This window comes from Paenibacillus oleatilyticus, from assembly GCF_018998565.1.
Classification (GTDB): domain Bacteria; phylum Bacillota; class Bacilli; order Paenibacillales; family NBRC-103111; genus Paenibacillus_G; species Paenibacillus_G oleatilyticus.
This window is the reverse complement of sequence record NZ_JAHNZO010000029.1, coordinates 26,987-44,428: the sequence shown is the minus strand read 5'-3', so window position 1 is coordinate 44,428 and position 17,442 is coordinate 26,987. Positions and strand designations below refer to the sequence as shown.

The 17,442-nt window shown below is 53.2% G+C and carries 15 protein-coding genes; 2 read left to right on the top strand and 13 right to left on the bottom strand.

Translation table 11 applies throughout. The features are described 5' to 3' along the window. Positions 1-17 precede the first annotated feature (17 nt). The gene (locus KQX66_RS28570; protein WP_216796251.1) at positions 18-1,169 is read right to left on the bottom strand and encodes a cysteine desulfurase family protein; all 1,152 of its coding nucleotides are present in this window, start codon (positions 1,167-1,169) and stop codon (positions 18-20) included. Between the two features lie 38 nt (positions 1,170-1,207). Continuing rightward, a complete protein-coding gene (gene cymR / locus KQX66_RS28565; protein ID WP_216796250.1) occupies positions 1,208-1,630 on the bottom strand; it encodes a cysteine metabolism transcriptional regulator CymR in 423 nt (140 codons plus the stop codon). Between the two features lie 173 nt (positions 1,631-1,803). On the opposite strand from cymR, the gene mnmA reads away from it, so the two are divergent. Further along, entirely contained in the window at positions 1,804-2,895 is a 1,092-nt protein-coding gene (gene mnmA / locus KQX66_RS28560; protein WP_438804214.1) for a tRNA 2-thiouridine(34) synthase MnmA, read from the top strand. A gap of 67 nt (positions 2,896-2,962) precedes the next feature. Here the strand turns inward: mnmA and KQX66_RS28555 are convergent, their stop codons facing one another. From KQX66_RS28555 to KQX66_RS28540, 4 genes are all read right to left on the bottom strand, one after another. Next, positions 2,963-4,252: an extracellular solute-binding protein gene (locus tag KQX66_RS28555; RefSeq protein WP_216796248.1), complete on the bottom strand. Its 1,290-nt coding sequence runs from the start codon at positions 4,250-4,252 to the stop codon at positions 2,963-2,965. A 158-nt stretch (positions 4,253-4,410) separates the two neighbouring features. Further along, positions 4,411-5,964, bottom strand: coding sequence for an MDR family MFS transporter (locus KQX66_RS28550; protein WP_216796247.1), 1,554 nt, complete (start codon positions 5,962-5,964; stop codon positions 4,411-4,413). Next, a complete protein-coding gene (locus KQX66_RS28545; RefSeq protein WP_216796246.1) occupies positions 5,945-6,667 on the bottom strand; it encodes a polymer-forming cytoskeletal protein in 723 nt (240 codons plus the stop codon). The genes KQX66_RS28550 and KQX66_RS28545 overlap by 20 nt, the downstream gene beginning before the upstream one ends. Positions 6,668-6,714: 47 nt before the next feature. Next, positions 6,715-7,341: a YhbD family protein gene (locus KQX66_RS28540; protein ID WP_308647293.1), complete on the bottom strand. Its 627-nt coding sequence runs from the start codon at positions 7,339-7,341 to the stop codon at positions 6,715-6,717. A gap of 284 nt (positions 7,342-7,625) precedes the next feature. Here KQX66_RS28540 and KQX66_RS28535 point away from each other — a divergent pair, with 284 nt between their 5' ends. Beyond that, a complete protein-coding gene (locus KQX66_RS28535; protein ID WP_216796245.1) occupies positions 7,626-8,306 on the top strand; it encodes a sensor domain-containing protein in 681 nt (226 codons plus the stop codon). Positions 8,307-8,370: 64 nt separating this feature from the next. On the opposite strand, the gene KQX66_RS28530 is transcribed toward KQX66_RS28535, so the two are convergent. From KQX66_RS28530 to KQX66_RS28500, 7 genes are all read right to left on the bottom strand, one after another. Continuing rightward, positions 8,371-9,624, bottom strand: coding sequence for a replication-associated recombination protein A (locus KQX66_RS28530; protein ID WP_216796244.1), 1,254 nt, complete (start codon positions 9,622-9,624; stop codon positions 8,371-8,373). A gap of 133 nt (positions 9,625-9,757) precedes the next feature. Continuing rightward, entirely contained in the window at positions 9,758-10,222 is a 465-nt protein-coding gene (locus KQX66_RS28525) for a hypothetical protein (protein WP_216796243.1), read from the bottom strand. A 2-nt stretch (positions 10,223-10,224) separates the two neighbouring features. Next, positions 10,225-11,010, bottom strand: a complete 786-nt coding sequence (locus KQX66_RS28520) for a hypothetical protein (RefSeq protein WP_216796242.1) — start codon at positions 11,008-11,010, stop codon at positions 10,225-10,227. A 143-nt stretch (positions 11,011-11,153) separates the two neighbouring features. Then, positions 11,154-11,906, bottom strand: a complete 753-nt coding sequence (locus tag KQX66_RS28515; protein WP_216796241.1) for a tRNA threonylcarbamoyladenosine dehydratase — start codon at positions 11,904-11,906, stop codon at positions 11,154-11,156. Positions 11,907-11,938: 32 nt separating this feature from the next. Next, complete coding sequence (gene aspS / locus KQX66_RS28510) at positions 11,939-13,726, bottom strand: aspartate--tRNA ligase (protein ID WP_216796240.1); 1,788 nt, start codon at positions 13,724-13,726, stop codon at positions 11,939-11,941. 25 nt (positions 13,727-13,751) lie between these two features. Then, positions 13,752-15,014 carry a histidine--tRNA ligase gene (gene hisS, locus KQX66_RS28505; protein WP_216796239.1) on the bottom strand — a complete coding sequence of 421 codons (1,263 nt, stop codon included), beginning with the start codon at positions 15,012-15,014 and terminating at the stop codon, positions 13,752-13,754. A 464-nt stretch (positions 15,015-15,478) separates the two neighbouring features. Continuing rightward, positions 15,479-17,440 carry an FAD-dependent oxidoreductase gene (locus tag KQX66_RS28500; RefSeq protein ID WP_216796238.1) on the bottom strand — a complete coding sequence of 654 codons (1,962 nt, stop codon included), beginning with the start codon at positions 17,438-17,440 and terminating at the stop codon, positions 15,479-15,481. Between the last annotated feature and the right edge of the window lie 2 nt (positions 17,441-17,442).

Genomic DNA, 17,442 nt, shown 5'->3' with positions numbered 1-17,442 from the left:
GCAAATCGGAATTTGCCCTATCCTTTAGTACGTAATCGGCTGACAATGGTTTCAATGGCCATGGCGGCAGCAGCAAGTTGCTCGGAGTCGTTGCCCGGTCCGAAGCTGAATCGGATGGCCGACTGCGTCACCTCATCCGGCAGATTCATCGCCTTAAGGACATGAGAGATTTCCAAGGAGCCGGACGTACAAGCCGAGCCGCTTGAAGCCATCACTCCCGCAAGATCCAGATTCATCAGCATCGTCTCGGTAGAAACACCGGGAAAGCTGACATTCAAAATGTGCGGAAGCGTCTCTGTAGGATGACCGTTGACGACAAACTGCCCGGGGGTCAGACGCCGTTCCAGTTCGGTGACCATTTCTTGACGTAGTTTTTCCATCTTTTGTTGCACTTCATACCTATTCCGGTCAAAAATTTCTACGGCTTTTGCAAAGCCTGCGATGCCGGCCGTATTTTCCGTCGCCGGACGGCGTTTTCGTTCTTGAGCGCCGCCGTAGAGCAGCGGTGTGACGCGAATGTTTTTGGCTATATATAACGCGCCGACCCCTTTGGGACCGTTCAGTTTATGCGCGGAAAAACTCATCAAATCTACCGGCAGCTCACGAAGATTGATAGGCGCGTGAGCCAACGCTTGAACGGCGTCGACATGAAAACAAATGCCGCGCTCCCTGGCAAGGCGTCCGATCGCTTCGATCGGCTGGAGCGTACCGACTTCATTGTTGCCGTACATGACGCTGATCAGGATCGTATCCGGCCGAATGGCCTCTTCCACATCGTTCGGCGAAACTTGGCCGAATCGGTCCACAGGTACATAAGTCACTTCGTATCCAAGCTGTTCCAATCGCTCGCAAGCATGAAGAACGGCATGATGTTCGATCTGTGTCGTTATGATATGCCGGCCGCGTTCCCGGTACGCCTCAGCCGCACCGAACAACGCCATATTGTCGCTTTCCGTTCCGCTCCCTGTAAATACGAGCTCGGACGGCGCGCAGCCGACAAAAGCGGAGATCCGGTCCCGGGCGGCGCTAAGCGCCATTCTGGCTTCCCGACCGGCTTGATGCGTGCTTGAGGGGTTCCCGTACGCCCCGGTCCAATATGGAAGCATCGCTTCCACGACTTCGGGAAGTACGGGCGTTGTGGCGGCGTGATCTAAATAAATGAGCTCCAAAGCTTTCACCACATCTGTTAGGAGGATTTCAAAGCGGTCTAAATGTAAAACATGTAGCTGTCGTTCTGACTTCCTTCGTCTTTGTAAGAAATCAAATCGTGCAGCGTCGTCGAATCAAGCACCTGCGCAATTCCGTCGCGAATCCGAATCCAGAGCTGGCGCTTGGCCGGATCGTCTTCCTCGGTGAAGTCGACCGGGCTGATCGGACCTTCCAGCACCCGAATCACATCGCCGGAGGAAATATCTTCGGGCGATTTGGACAAAATATATCCGCCGTATGCGCCGCGGATGCTTTTAACAAGACCTGCGTTACGCAGCGGAGCAACCAATTGCTCCAGGTAATGCTCGGAAAGCTGATGCTTTTCTGCGATGCTTTTCAGTGAGGTGGGGCCTTCTCCGAACTTCGTCGCGAGCTCCATCATGATCGTGAGTCCGTAGCGGCCTTTGGTGGAAATCTTCAACTTGTAGCACCTCGTTTACATTTCATACATTTTTGTATCGTTTCTATGGTAACATAAAACCTTGTAATTTGGGAGAAAAACCGTGGCATATTCATGAAAAATTTTATTCTTTCTCGATTTGAATGTATAATACTTTTAATGTACGAACGATGTACAGGTATAGAAGCGAGGTAATGATCATGACAACAAAACCGCGAGTCGTTCTCGGGATGTCGGGCGGCGTCGATTCTTCCGTATCCGCGCTTGTTCTGAAGGAACAAGGATACGAGGTCATCGGCGTGTTCATGAAGAACTGGGACGATACCGATGAATTCGGGCATTGCACGGCGGAAGAGGACGCCGAGGACGTGCGCCGCGTCTGCGACCAAATCGGCATTCCCTATTATACGGTAAATTTTGAGAAACCATACATGGATAAGGTGTTCGCCTACTTCCTTGACGAGTACCGCAAAGGACGGACGCCGAATCCCGACGTGATGTGCAACCGGGAGATCAAATTCGGGGAGTTTTTAAATAAAGCGTTGGAGCTCGGCGCCGACTATATCGCAACCGGACATTACGCCCGCGTCGAGGAGCGGGACGGCAAATACCGGCTGCTGCGCGGGGTCGACAGCAACAAGGACCAGACGTATTTCCTGCACGCCCTGAACCAATACCAGCTGTCGAAAGCGATGTTCCCGATCGGCCACCTTCCGAAGCCGGAAGTCCGGGCTATCGCAGAGAAAGCGGGACTCGCAACGGCGAAGAAAAAAGACAGCACCGGCGTCTGCTTCATCGGCGAGCGGAACTTCAAGGAGTTCCTGAGCGGCTATCTGCCTGCGAAGCCGGGAGAGATGAGAACGCTGGAGGGCGAGGTTAAAGGACGGCACGACGGCCTCATGTACTATACGCTCGGTCAGCGTCAGGGTCTCGGCATTGGCGGCTCCGGCAGCGGTGAGCCTTGGTTCGTCGCCGGCAAAGATTTGGAGAACAATATTTTGTATGTCGTGCAAGGCGAAAAGCATCCGGCGCTCTACTCGACCGGACTGCTGGCGACAGATTTGAACTGGATCGCCGGCGAACCGCCGAAAGAGCCGCTGCACTGCACGGCGAAGTTCCGCTACCGTCAACCCGACCAAGGCGTGACGGTTCATTTCGGCGAAGGCGGCCGCTGCGAAATCGTGTACGATCAGCCGCAAAAGGCGATTACCCCAGGGCAATCCGTCGTCTTCTACGACGGGGAAGTCTGTCTCGGCGGCGCGGTAATCGACAAGATTTTGCAATAAGGCTGATCAGTAAAAAAGGGAAGCTTTTCGGTGTAAACCGGAAGCTCCCTTTTTATTTATGCCGGCATTATTTTTTCAAGGCTTGATCCAACTTTAATTGTCCGATTTTATCCAACTCCATCAGCACGTTGTCCAGTTCAAGCTCTCCTTCAATCACTCCGGTCATGGATTGTTGGACTTGCTCATAAAACTCGATTGAAAATTCATAGGGGACGGAAGGCGTATAAGCGTCTTGGGGGTACAGTTTATAGAATGCTTCCATGTTATTATCCTTCTTTTGCATGCTGTCGATATAAGCTGGAAGACTGCCGCGGGTACCTGCCCGGCTATTCAGCTTCGCAAACTTCTCGCTATAGATATACTCCAGCAGCTGCCAGGCTCCGTCTATGTTTTTGGAGCCGGAATAAATTCCGAACAATTTATTGGGAGCAAGAGACGTGCTCCGGTCGGGTGTAGCGGGATTCACTGGCTCCGTAGCGATTCCCCATTCGAAATCAACGTTTGAAAGATACTCCAATTCATATGAGTACTCTACCGTCATGGCCGCTCGCCCTTGTATGAACGGATTTTCATGCAGCAGGTTTCCCTTTTGCATGTCAACCGGTTGGTTGATATAAACCGTGCCTTCCTTTGTTCTTGAAATGACCATATCCAAAATACGTCTCCAGCTTGGAGTATTGATCATGATTTTCTTTCCGGTTGAATCCGTCAAGCTTAGGCCTTCGGTTTCTGCGATATTTTGAACAAGCCAGAAAGGATGGCTGACGTTATGGTAGTAACCATATGTGCTACCGTTATTGCGCTCTGCTTTTGCAAACCGTGCAGCCAGTTGAAACACTTCCTCCCAGCTCATATGATCCGTTGGATAACGTATCCCGAATTGATCGAATAACGTCTTGTTATAAAATAAGGCTTTGGATTGAAAGGTCGGTGACAGGCCGTATAATCGTCCCCCGCCTTTATTCCTTAGGTAAGCGGTCATATTTTTGTTCATCCGTTCCAGGTTGACGTCTTTTGATTTTTTTAGAAGTGGCTCCAGATCGATAAGCATTCCGTCCTCAACAAAGCTTTGAAGATCAAAGTTGAAGATAAGATCGGGCTGTTCTTTTTTTACAAGCTCCCGATACCCTTCCATGGAAAAACCTTTCTTGTAGTAATCGTCCAATGAGACGACTTCGATCTCGACTTGAGGGTTTTGAGCGGTAAACAGCTTACCGTAAATCTCATAGAAACTTTGTTTATCGTGATAAAATACCTTTAGCTTCGTTGCTTTGTCTTCGGGCTTCATGCCGGAACAACCGGCTGTGAGACAAATCAAACAAAGAAGCAGTTTCAATAGCATATTCTTTTGATTCATTTTCCCCGGCTCCCTATTTTAACAATGAGCTATATCCAAGCTTCCAAAATTGGATATACATTCCTATTGTAACATGTTATTTGGGGAATGGGATTTAAAAAATTAAGAAAGCCCGCTGAAATGACTCAGCAGGCTCTCTATACTGCAAGATGAAGTTTTTACGATTGCGATACAGCCTGTTCGGAGGATACTTCCCGTTGTGCCGGGGATATGTGGATTCTTTCCCGGCTCATCCATAAGACGCACAAAATCGTAAGCGCAGCAGGGATCAAAGCCCACAGGAACGTGTGCGAAATCGACGCCGACAACGACGCCGTAATTTTGTCCAGAATCGGCGCCGGGATGGCGCTGCGGGTTGCCGGCGACAACAGGTCGCGCGGATCTTTCAGGTTCACCCCCTGCGGCGCTCCGGCACCGTCGAACGCGTTGCCCAACGACGCTTCCAAATCGTTCCGCTGAATGATTCCGTACACGGTAATGCCGATCGTCATTCCGAGCGAGCGTACAAACGACATCGTCGAGCTGGCCGAGCCCCGCTGCTTCGCCTCGAAGCCGTGAATCGCCGACATGCCGAGCACGGAGAAGGATGCACCCGTACCGAGGCCGACCAGGATCATGAACAACGTTACCAAATACCACGGCGTATCCGGCGTCAGGGTAGCAAGCAGCAGGATGGATACCGCAAATAATATGGAAAAAATAATCATGACGCCGCGGTAAGACATTTTGCCGGAGCCGGCGAGAAAACCGCCCAACTGCGCGGTCACGACCGTCCCCAGCATCATCGGAAGCAGGATAAGGCCCGAATTGGTGGCGCTGCCGCCGAACACGCCTTGGACGTAGATCGGAATATAGACCGTCGCCACGATAAACGACGCGCCGTAGAACAGGCCAACCAGATTGCTGGAAGCAAACAGACGGTTTTGAAACATCGCAAAGGAAATGATCGGCTCCCGGGCCCGGGTTTCCGCAAACAGAAATGCGCCAAACAACACGACGAATCCGGCAATCAGACCGAGGATCGTTCCCGATGTCCATGGATAGGTGCCGCCGCCTAATTCCAGCGCAAACATGAGACATACGATCGCGCCGACCAGCGTGACCGCTCCCCACCAGTCAATCCGCTGTTTGGCATGCACCGGCGACTCCCGATAGCACACGACGATAAAAAACAGGGCAAGCAGACCAATGGGCACGTTGACATAAAACACCCATTTCCACCCGATATAATCGGTAATATAGGCGCCCAGCAGCGGTCCGAAGATGCTGGACAGTCCGAATACCGCGCCGAACAATCCCGACATTTTGCCCCGCTTCTCTGGCGGAAACACATCGAAAATGATCGTGAACGCAATCGGCATCAGCGCGCCTCCTCCGATACCCTGGATGGCGCGGTAAATGCTGAGCTCGGTAATACTGCTTGCCGTCCCGCACAGGACCGAACCAAGCAAAAATACGATTAAGCCGAACACGAAAAAACACTTGCGTCCGTACATATCAGACAGCTTGCCGAAGATCGGCATCCCCGCCATCTCGGCCACCATGTAAGCCGATGTCACCCAGACGAATTTGTCCAATCCGCCGAGCTCGGCTACAATCGTCCCCATTGCCGTCGCTACGATCGTGTTGTCCATTGCCGCCATCAATATGCCAAGCAGGAGACCGGCGACGACAAAGCCAAGACGGCTCCCGTTAGATTTGCCGATACTCATGGATTTTTGCTCCCTTGAACGGGTTCAAGCTTTCCTTGTATTCGACCAGATCGATTTCACAGCCCGGCCCGATCGTAATCCGGCTGCCGCGGACGACCTTGGCCGTCGTATTCTCCAAATAAATTTCGTCCCCTTCGATCGTTTCAGCGTCGAGCTTCGCGTCGAGCATCGGCAGTAACGATTTGAGAAGCGACTTGAAGCCTTTTTTGCGTACCGTGATCACTTCACCGCCGATTTCCTGCACGGAGCTGGCACCGTAAAGCGAAATATCGATAACGCCCGCATTCAATAATCCGTCGATCCGGAACGCTCCCTTGGCATTGAACGTTTCCGCCTCGCAGTCACCGGCCACGGTCAAATCCCCTTCCAGATCGATCCGGTCGCCGTTCATGTTCCCCCGAACCCGCGCGCTGCCCCGGCATTTAAAATCCAGATACGACACATTTCCTTCCAGCTTGGCGTCCCCATAAACTTTAATGTCCTCGCTTTCAACATTTCCATTCATCGACGACACACCGTTCACTTGAATGAACTTGGCCTTCACATGGCCGGAGATTTCGCTGACTCCGTTCGTCTTGAACTGCAAGCAATCGATATCGCCATAAACTTTGCCTTCACCGTTAATTTTCACGTCCCGGTAGCTTCCGCCCGAGGAAGAGCCGCTGCCGGAAATAACGAGATCGCGGCGGTTATTGCTGTCCATAGTTATCCCTCCGTACGTGCTGCATTTTATATTTTTCGTAAAACGCCTTACGATAATTTGATTTTCAATTCCTCTGCGCACTGGCCTATCGAGATCCGCGCGACCACCCTCACCCGCGGTTCAAAATACACCTCGCCCGGACTTGTCGCAATCACGAAGCCGGACATGCCCATCTTGCGAAAAAAGATCAGCTCGGCCGTTTTGCCTTGAAGCTTCGAATAGTGCTCCGCCATGGTCTGAATCAGACCTTTCCCTTCCTCCAACGTCATCTCTCCGGTTTGCAGCAGCTTGTCGAGCGCATACATGCATATGATGTTTTCAAAATCGTAGACCGCGTTCGTTCCCTGCTGGTCGATGTAAAAATCGAGCGTCTCTTTCGTAACAATGTTGCGTTTTTCCAGCTCCGCTCGCCCGAGGGCAACTTCGCTTAAATTCGGCGAAAACACATCCGCCAGTTCATCCAGCGATAAATCGTCTTTCATATTCACGATTTTATCGATCCGCGCCAAAATGCTCTCCTTTGGAAAAAAGGTCTCCTGTCCCGTAAACGTCGACTTTCGAATAAACCATTCTTCCGGAATGAGATTTTTTCGTTTCCAGCGGTATAATTGGCCATAAGAGATGCCTGTCAGTTCAAGCAAATCTTTTTTGGAGATCAATTCCCGTTCCGTCACCTTCAACGCCTCCTTACGAAAATAAGTGTAACATAACATTGTTACGTTGTAAATCATATAACAAAAAAAGCTTCCAGATCATCGAAGCCTTTTTTGAGAAAAATATGTGGTGTCTGAAGACATTGCACGCTGCCTGCCCGCCCGGTAAGGCGAACCGACGCACTCCCTTGGATGTGTCCTTGTTATCCGACGATGTTCTTCAGAAACTAATTTGAAAATAATTGAAGGGGGTAAACCCGGCAGGAACGTCAAAAGGTTCAAAACGATATGAGGATGTGGAACCATTGAATACGCAAAAACCAGGATTTATCGGGGCCTTTTACTATTTGCTTTATCTTCTGCCCGCAGGCATCATCGGATTCACGCTGACGATCGTCGGTGTCGTCTTGTCCATCGGACTTATGCCGCTGTTCGTCGGCTTTCCGCTTATGCTCGTGACAGCGCGGCTTGCCAAACACATGACGGTTTTGGATGCAAGGCTGGCTGACCGGCTGCTCCAATCCCCTTCGACGGTCGCAGCTTCCGTTCGGTCGGATGATTTCGATCCCGGACGGCATGGCCGAAGAGGCCTCTTCGCCCAGCTAGCCACGGAGCTTTCCGACCCGGCAACTTATGTAGGACTGCTGTTCCAAATCGTCAAGCTCCCCTTGGGCATCATTTCGTTTACGCTTGCCGTTACGATCGTGGCCGTTAATTTGGGGCTCTTGGTGTCGCCGCTCGTCTATACGGTTTTGCTGCAGTCGATCGGCATTGACATTTTCGAGAATGAACTGTTCGCCCGTTTGCTTCCGTCGGATTTCAGTTCGTTCCAGATCTCGCTTATTTATACCGGCATCGGTCTGCTGCTTCTCCCGGTGACCAATAAATTAATCCGTCTAAGCGCCTTATTCTTCGGACGCATCGCTGTCGAAATTTCCAATCCGGCGGGTGGAAGAGCCGCTGAAGTTCCGCTGCAGCGAGCCTAATCATAATCGGGCTTATTTCCCCGGAAATGTTTCATCCCGACCTCTGCCGGTATGCCCTGCGGCTTTACTCTGCCGCAGGCTTGTTATATTTCGCGTAAATCTTCGCTTCCACTCCGCTATTTTGCGGCTGATAAAATCGCTTACTCTTCACTTCCGGAGGAAGATATTCGTTCCGGGCGTTCGGATGATCGATAGGATTCGAATAAGTTCTCGTACCGTCGCGGACATCTGCGGGGACCTCGTAAGCTTTCGTCTGCTTGACGTAGTCGAGCGCTCCGTTGATTGCTTTATAGACCGCATTGCTTTTCGGACTCTCGCAAATGAACACGACGGCTTCGGCGATCGCCATTCGCGCTTCCGGCATACCGACAAACTCGACGGCATCTTTGGCCGCCAATGCAATTTGCAGCGCGGTCGGATTGGCCATGCCCACATCCTCCGTCGCATGAACGACGATTCTGCGGCAGATGTATAGCGGGTCCACTCCCGAATACAGCATACGAGCCAGCCAATAGATGGCCGCGTCCGTCTGACCGCCGCGGAGCGACTTGCAAAAGGCGGATGTCATGTCATAAAAATCGGTATGGGTAATTGCATTAATCCGCGACTCGAACGATTCCTGAATCGTCTGCAGCTCGATCGTTTGCGAGTCGTGCAGCGAATAGGCGGCCGTTTCCAAGGCGATCAAAGCATTTCTTACATCGCCATTGCAGACGTCGCATAAATAATCCATCGCTTCCTCTGAAATCCCATACTCCCCGCCCAGCCCTCTTTCCGGGTCCGCCAATGCTTGACGCAAAATTTGCTCCAGATCGTCTTTTTGCAGCGCTTCAAGCCGATACACGCGGCAGCGGCTGACAAGAGGCGGTATGATATCGTGTGCGATGCTTTCCGTCGTCGCGCCGATCAGAATAATGGTTCCGTCTTCGACGATAGGCAGCAGCGACTCCTGTACGTTGCTTTTGAGCGCGTGGATTTCATCCAAAAACAGAATCGTCCGCTGATTGTACAGCTTCAGATTGTCTTTCGCTTTACGGGCGACTTCCCGCAGATCCGAAACCGAAAGCGAGACGCCGTTCAATTTCTCAAAATGCGAGCTGGTCATGCCGCTGATGATCGTGGCGAGCGTCGTTTTGCCGCTGGAAGGCGGACCTTGCAAAATCATGGAGCCGATCTTGTCCGTTTCGATGAGCCGGCGCAGCACCTTGCCTTCGCCGAGCAAATGCTTCTGTCCGAAAAATTGCTCCAGATTTTGCGGGCGCATTCTTTCCGCCAGCGGCTTATATTCGTTCGTCCGGTTAAAATCGAATAAGTCCATGGTTTCCTCTGACCGCCAATCCTGAATATTCGCAAAAAAAGCACAGGCCCCTGGCGCCGCATATATGCTGCGAACGGGTGACCCATGCTTTTTATTATAAAAGCACTTTGCGCGATTTACAAAGGTTTGAAGCTCAGCCCGAGCCAAGCCGGCCGATTCCCAGGGCCAACCAGCGTTCCATAATGTTCTGGACATCCGGTGCTTGATCGGGGCTGCACTCCACAATGACAACGACGTCCACGGCGTTTTCTCTCCGATTGCGTTTTTTTCGCCGTTTGAAGTTGATCAGCCAGTCCAATACAAAGCCAAGAACGGCGCCTGCCGCAAGACCGAGCAGTCCACCGATAATGGGGCCCATCGCCCAGCCGAAGCCCCGCGATGCTCCCAGCACGGAACCGATCGTGCCAATCACGGCGGGGCCGTCCAGCAGGCTGATCCCATCCGAGTGGCGAATCGTATCGAGTACCCGGATCGCCTGCGGACTATTTTCCTTTAACGGAACGGCAGTAATCGCTTCAGCAAGGATGCCTTGCCGCTCCAGTTCGCAGATGGCCAGCTCCAGCTCCGACGAATGACGAAAGGTCGCTACGATATACATCTTCACCGCTCCGTTGCCCGGCAGAAGCCGGGACGCAGCGTTCCATAGCGGCGCTCCAGCCACTGCCTCTGGGCCTTGTCGAACAATTTGTTATATTCGACCGAATACACATAGGCCTCATAAGCCGCAAAGCAATAAAACGAAGGCATAAATAAGGCGCACTGCGAATTCATGGAATGCGACGTCTGGATATACTTTCCTTCCAGGAAGACGAGCACGATTTCCGCAACGCCCGAGAAATACATAAAGGAGATCCAACCGGCCAACAGAAAAAAACCGACAGGAATGCGGCGAAGATACAGCTGTCCAAGCCCCGGCATGAGCATGGACCATGCGATTGCGAGCCAAGGCGAGCTTTTGTCCAGATGGTTCAAAGACATCCCGCCCATCTTAAAGGAAACAATGGGTGCACGCTCCCACTCGGCCAGCACCCATTCCTTATTCAGCTCGATCGACTTGCGGTAGCTGTCCCAAATGGCATAAACATAGACGGGAATATACAGCAGCAGCAAACGCGGATTCAGCATCTGCTTCGACAAGTCGGCCCGGCCCGTAAAAGTGCTCACCATCGACTTATTGATTCCCGATTGCATATTGATCCCAATCTCCCACAAAATCAAAATAAACCCTTTGATCTGGCTGCCGAGAAGCAAATGTCCGAATCCCGGGAATGCGGCCGACCACCAAGCGATCACCCAAGGTTTACGCAAATGAAGCACATTGATATTCAGGGTTCCGAAATAAGCCAAATATCGCCTGTAATTCCCCTTGGCTGGGCTTCGTTTCATGATCTGCAAGCACTCCGATTGGTAAAGATGTAATGACGTTCGAATTCACTTTTTCTATCTTGCCCCAAAAATGACAAAGAAAGCATCCTTTTTCGCCTATTCGCTGCAAAGGATGCTTTCTTTATGCCGTATCACTGAATATGCTACTTTAGTCCGGACTTAGCCAGCAAGTCGCGGACAGCGACGCTGACCATGATCAGCCCGGCGACCGGTGGTACGAACGCGTTGCTGGCCGGCGGCTGCTGCGCTTTACGAATCTCAGGGGCATTCTCCGGCACGATCCGCTGCGTGACGTCAACTCGCGGCTTGATCGGCTCTTCCGTCGAAAAAACGACTTTGACGCCCTTCTTGATGCCTTCTTTCCGCAGCTTGTGACGAATCACCCGCGCCATCGGATCGACGCTTGTCTTGGAAATATCCGCCACCTGAAACCGGGTCGGATCCATCTTATTCGCAGCGCCCATACTGGAAATGAGCGGAATTTTCCGCTGCAGGCACTGCTTGATCAGATGAATTTTGTAGCTGATCGTATCCGAAGCATCCAATACATAATCCAACGGATATTCGAACAACTGCTCATACGTTTCTTCGGTATAAAACATACGCAAGGCGACGGCATCGCATTCCGGGTTGATTTGCAGGATACGATCACGCATCAGCTCCGCTTTCGGCTGGCCGACTGTCGTCATCAAAGCATGAATTTGCCGGTTCACATTCGTAATGTCGACGACATCCTTATCGATCATGATGATCCGGCCGACGCCGGTGCGGGCCAGCGCTTCGGCGGCGATCGAACCGACGCCGCCGATGCCGAGAACCGCCACCGTACTATTTTTCATTACCTCAAGCCCTTCCGGGCCGATTGCCAGCTCCGTACGGGAAAATTGATGCAGCATGGCTTACTGTCCACACTCCTCTTATTCGGGTCTTAAGCTTTGGCGGAAGGCTGCTTGAGCGCCAAACGAATGGACAGGTCCTCAAGCTGCTTGGCATCCACGGGACCCGGAGCTCCCGTCAACAGGTCCGATGCGCTGGCCGTTTTCGGGAAGGCAATCGTTTCGCGCAGGTTGGTGCGGCCGGTAATCAGCATGACGAGCCGGTCGAACCCGAAAGCAATCCCCCCGTGAGGCGGCGTACCGTATTCGAAAGCCTCCAGCAGGTAGCCGAATTTCTCCTGCACATCTTCTTTGGGAAGGTTCAGCGTAGCAAACATTTTCTCTTGCACTTCGCGCTGATAAATCCGCATGGAGCCGCCGCCGACTTCGTAGCCGTTCAGCACAAGGTCGTAGGCCTGCGCACGGATTTGGCCCGGATCGGTGTCGAAGTAATGCATGTCTTCTGCCTTCGGACTAGTAAACGGATGATGCTCCGCCACATAGCGCTTCGCTTCTTCGTCATAGCTGAGCAGCGGGAAGTCTACCACCCATGCGAACTTGAATTTGCTGTCGTCGATCAGGCCCAACTGACGGCCGATTTTCAAACGAAGGTTACCGAGCACGTCGGCAACGACCTTCTTCGTATCGGCGGAGAACAACAGCAGGTCGCCTTCTTCGGCTTCCAGACGCTGCTTGAGCTGCTCCAGCTCCTGCTCGTTGAAAAATTTCACGATCGGCCCTTTCAGCTCGCCGTCTTTATACGTCATCCACGCAAGCCCTTTGGCTCCGTAGCGTGCGGCGTATACGCCGAGATCGTCGATTTCCTTGCGGCTCCAAGCGGCGCAGCCTTTGGCATTGAGCGCCTTTACCTGGCCGCCCTTTTTAATGATGTTCGCAAATACTTGGACGCCCGATTCGGCGACAATGTCCGAAACGTCCTGCAGCTCGAGGCCGAAACGAAGGTCCGGCTTGTCGGAGCCGTATTTGCCCATCGCGTCCGCATAGGTGATGCGTTGGAACGGCGTTTCGATGTCGGCGCCGGCCGTTTCTTTAAACAGACGTACGACGAGCTTCTCCATCATATCGAGCAATTGATCCTGCGACAGGAACGATGTCTCGATGTCTACCTGCGTAAATTCCGGCTGGCGGTCGGCGCGCAAATCTTCGTCGCGGAAGCAGCGGGCGATTTGGTAGTAGCGCTCCATGCCGCTTACCATCAGCAGCTGTTTGAAGATTTGCGGCGATTGCGGCAGCGCGAAAAATTCGCCCGGGTGAACACGGCTTGGCACCAAGTAATCGCGTGCGCCTTCCGGCGTGCTGTTGATCAAAATCGGCGTTTCCACCTCGATAAAGCCGTTCTCGTCCAAATAATCGCGGAATACTTTGGCCGCTTTCGCGCGCAGCATCAACGTACGCTGCATTTCCGGACGGCGCAGGTCGAGATAGCGGTGCTTGAGACGCAGCGATTCGTCGATTTCGATCCCGTCTTCGATGAAGAACGGCGGGTTTTTCGCGGCATTCAGGATCTCGATCTCCTTGATGCGAACTTCGATCTCTCCGGTCGGAAGGTTCGGGTTGACGGTCTCCGCATCCCGTTCTACGACTTCACCGCGTACCGCGAGCACGTATTCGTTCCGCGCCCGGTCGGCTACCGCAAGCGCTTCGCCGGAAAAAGCCGGATTAAATACGATTTGCACGATTCCGCTCCGGTCGCGCAGATCGATGAACAATACCCCGCCCAGGTCGCGGCGGCGCTGTACCCAACCGTTCAGCGTTACCGTTTCTCCCACATTAGCTTTGCTCAAAGTGCCGCAATGATGCGTTTTTAACATCGTCGTCATGGTGTTTTTTACCTCCATTTTATCGTTAAACTTGCCCAGCCCGTTCGCGCAATGTCTGCACGAAATTGGAGAGAGCCAGCGTTTCTTGTTCGCCGGTAGCCATTGTTTTCAAGGTAATCTCGCCCTTCGCGAGCTCGTCGTCGCCAAGAATGGCGACATAAGCTGCGTTGTACCGGTCGGCCGATTTCATTTTCGCTTTGATTTTGCGGCCCAAGTAGTCTTTTTCCGCAGATAGCCCCGCCAATCGCAAATTTTGCAGCAGCTTCACACACTCGCGCTCTGCGGCTTCGCCGAGGCCGATCAAGTACACATCCAATGGCTTAGCCGCCGGAATATCGACTCCCTGTGCCTGCAGCACAAGCAGGATACGCTCCATGCCGAGCCCGAAGCCGACGCCCGGCTGGTCGGTTCCGCCGATCTGTCCGACAAGGCCGTTATAACGCCCGCCGCCGCCGATCGTATCGATCGCGCCGATACCCGCCGCTTTGTACTCGAACGCGGTGTGCGTATAGTAATCCAGCCCCCGCACCAGACGCGGGTTGATGCGGAACGGAATTTCCATCGCAGTCAAATATTGTTGCACCGCTTGGAAATGCGTTTGGCATTCCTCGTCCAAGTATTCGAGAATGGTCGGTGCGCCTTCGCCGTATTTCTGATCGACCTTACAGTCGAGAATCCTCATCGGATTGCGGTCGTAGCGCGATTGACAATCCTTGCACAGCTTATCCTTCACCGGGGCAAAGAACTGCTGAATTTTCTCGCGGTACACGGCCCTCACGGCCGGATTGCCCACGGAGTTGATTTCCACCGTGACGTCTTTTAACCCGAGCTCTTTATAGAACGTGTAGCCCAGCGCAATGATTTCCGCATCGAGGCTCGGGTCCACCGAACCGAACGCTTCGATGCCGAACTGGTGAAACTGACGGTAGCGGCCGGCCTGCGGCTGCTCATAGCGGAACATCGGGCCGATATAATACAGCTTGCTGACATCCGGCTCGCCGTACAGCTTGTTCTCCACATAGGAGCGAACGACCCCGGCCGTCCCTTCGGGACGAAGCGAAATGCTGCGGTCCCCTTTGTCCAGGAAGGTGTACATTTCCTTCTCAACGATGTCCGTCGTCTCTCCTACGCCGCGCTGGAACAGCTCCGTGTGCTCGAACATCGGTGTACGGATCTCGCGAAAATTGAAACGCTGACACAGTTCCCGGGCCTTCGCCTCGATATACTGCCATTTCTCAATTTCGCCGGGCAGCAGGTCTTGCGTGCCCTTTGGTTTTTGGATGCTCATGTAAGCCCAGACTCCTTTCTGTCGCGTTTCAGCACAAAAAAATAAAAAACTCCCGCCCCTGAACTAATTCAGGGACGAGAGATTGTACTTGCACAAAGTCTCCCGCGGTACCACCCACGATTCGAACGAGCTTGCTCGCTGCCGGGCCCAGCTTTCCGCAAAATAACTCGCTCACACTCTTCAAGCGGGTAACGTCCGCCAGCCGCAAACGACTACTATCCGGCACTGGCTATAAACGCCTTCGTCTGGCCGGGGTTCCCCGTTCGTCCTCCGGGAGGTCTGTTCGTCCGATTCGCATAAGGAAGCTTGCAGCCTGGGCTTCCCTCTCTGGATACGCAAGGTTCGAATTACTTTGTCCCATCAACGGATCTACAAGATATGACATGGAATTAGAATTTATTCTACCCGCGAAGGTATCCAAAGTCAAGAAAAAACATCCGCTTGCTTGCAAATTTTCATGCGGATTATTTTGCCGCTTTCAGCGCGTTATATACGTCTTTGATCAGCATATACGTATCGCCGTTGGTCAGCTCCTGCTTGTTCGCAATGCTGTCCAATGTTGCGGCCGCAAGCAATCCTTTGCTCTGCAGCGTCTGCAGCGCCTGCTCGGGCGCCGTTTCTACCTTCAGCAGAAGGGCGATCATGTGCGCCGCTTGGTCCAGCGTAACCGGCAGCGTCTTCGGATCGGTGCCTTTGGCGAGCGCCTCTCCCGGGTTCCCGGCCATGGCCTCGGGCTTGAATTTGCGCATACCCAAGAGAAGGTTGACTAACCGCTGCTGGTTGGACTTGCTGTCCAGCGCAAAGTTGTTGTCGTATCCGCCTGTCGCAAGACCGAGCGTGACCGCTACCTTCAGGCCTTCGTACGCCTTATGCTCCATGAATGGCTGCGCCTTGATGCTGAACGGCTTCAGTACCATTCCCTGATTATTCAGCGTATCCTGAAGCTTCGTAATGGTTTCCTTATTGGCGGACATTTGACGGAACGTGATTCCGGAATCCGCTGCGATCTTCGCTGCCGATCCGGCCGCTTCGGCGGCTGCCATGCCGACCGGAATGACGCGCGCGGTCCCGTGCGGGAGCGAGTCGAAGCTCGCCGCGCGTCCGACGACCAGCAGCCCGTCCACTTTCAGCGGCACGATGCTGCGGAACGGTACGGCGTATTGCTGAGGCACGGTAATAACGGCACCGGTGTCCGCAGGCGACATCCGCTGAATATCGACCGGATAGGAGCCGAAACCGATGCGATCCCATTGATCACGGTTTTCAAGCACGTCAATAATGCTGAGGCGGTATTCGCCTTGGATGTGGCGCGTTTCGCGCACATACAGCTCCGGCGCTGTATCGTCCAAGTCGATGCCGGCAAATTCAGGATATTTTTCCTTCATGTATTTCACAATATTCGGAAGCTCATCCTTGCCGAGCTTAAATGCTTCTTCCCGCGATTTTGGGTCGGTTCCGTCGATTCCGAAAATTTGCAGCGCGTTGATCAGCATCGTATCGTTGTTCTGACGCCCGATGTTCAATCCCCGCATCCGCACGCGATCTTTATTGACCGCGGGATAATCCTTCATGTCTTTGTAGCCCCAGGCGCTCATTTCGTTCGCGCCTGTTCCAGCGTCGTTATCTCCATCCAGACGCTTGCGGACCTTCTCCCATACGTCCGGCGTGACGTTCTTCAACCGGAAGACGAGCGTCACGGCCATACGCGCCTTCTTGTCGCCAAGATCTTCGCGCCCCGTCGTATAAGGAACTCCGGCGGCTGCGGCCATGTCCGCATCCTGCGTCGCATCGATAAGCGCTTTGGTCTGGACGGTTTTGACACTGCCGTCGGCCAACGTCAGCTTCATGCCCGTGATTTTGGAGACCGTTCCGGAAGGCGAAGTGATCGGCTCCATCGATTTAACCTTCAGCAGCACGTCGATATTTTTCTCCGCGGCTACCAGCGAGTTAAAGGCATTTGCCGCCGTCACGACATCGAACGAATCTCCTTCGATTTTGCCGTACCATTCCGCAAATATGCCCTTGTTGAGCATTTCCCGTTTATGAAGGACGCTTTTGTCCGGCTCATAGTTCATGTCCAAGCTGTTCAACCATCCGAGCGTCATCAATCCGCCCAAGATCTCGCGGTCTTTTCCGTCAACCAGCAATGTCTTCTGTCCGTTGCGCGCCGCGGAAACGGCCGCCGCCACTCCCTCGGGATCGGTCCCAGCCACGATAAGGTCATAGCTTTCTTTCGGAGCACTTACCGTTTTCACTTCTTCCAGCTTCTGGGCGGCTTTTCGTTCACTGTTCCCCGCTCCGGCTTTCGTTCCCCCTGCTTTCCAATAATGCCAAGCGCCGGCGCCAGCTGCAATTAGAACGATTAGTGCGATTACTAGTACGTATCCTTTTGCGCTGCCTCCGGAATAGTTCGATTTCCCTGCCATAA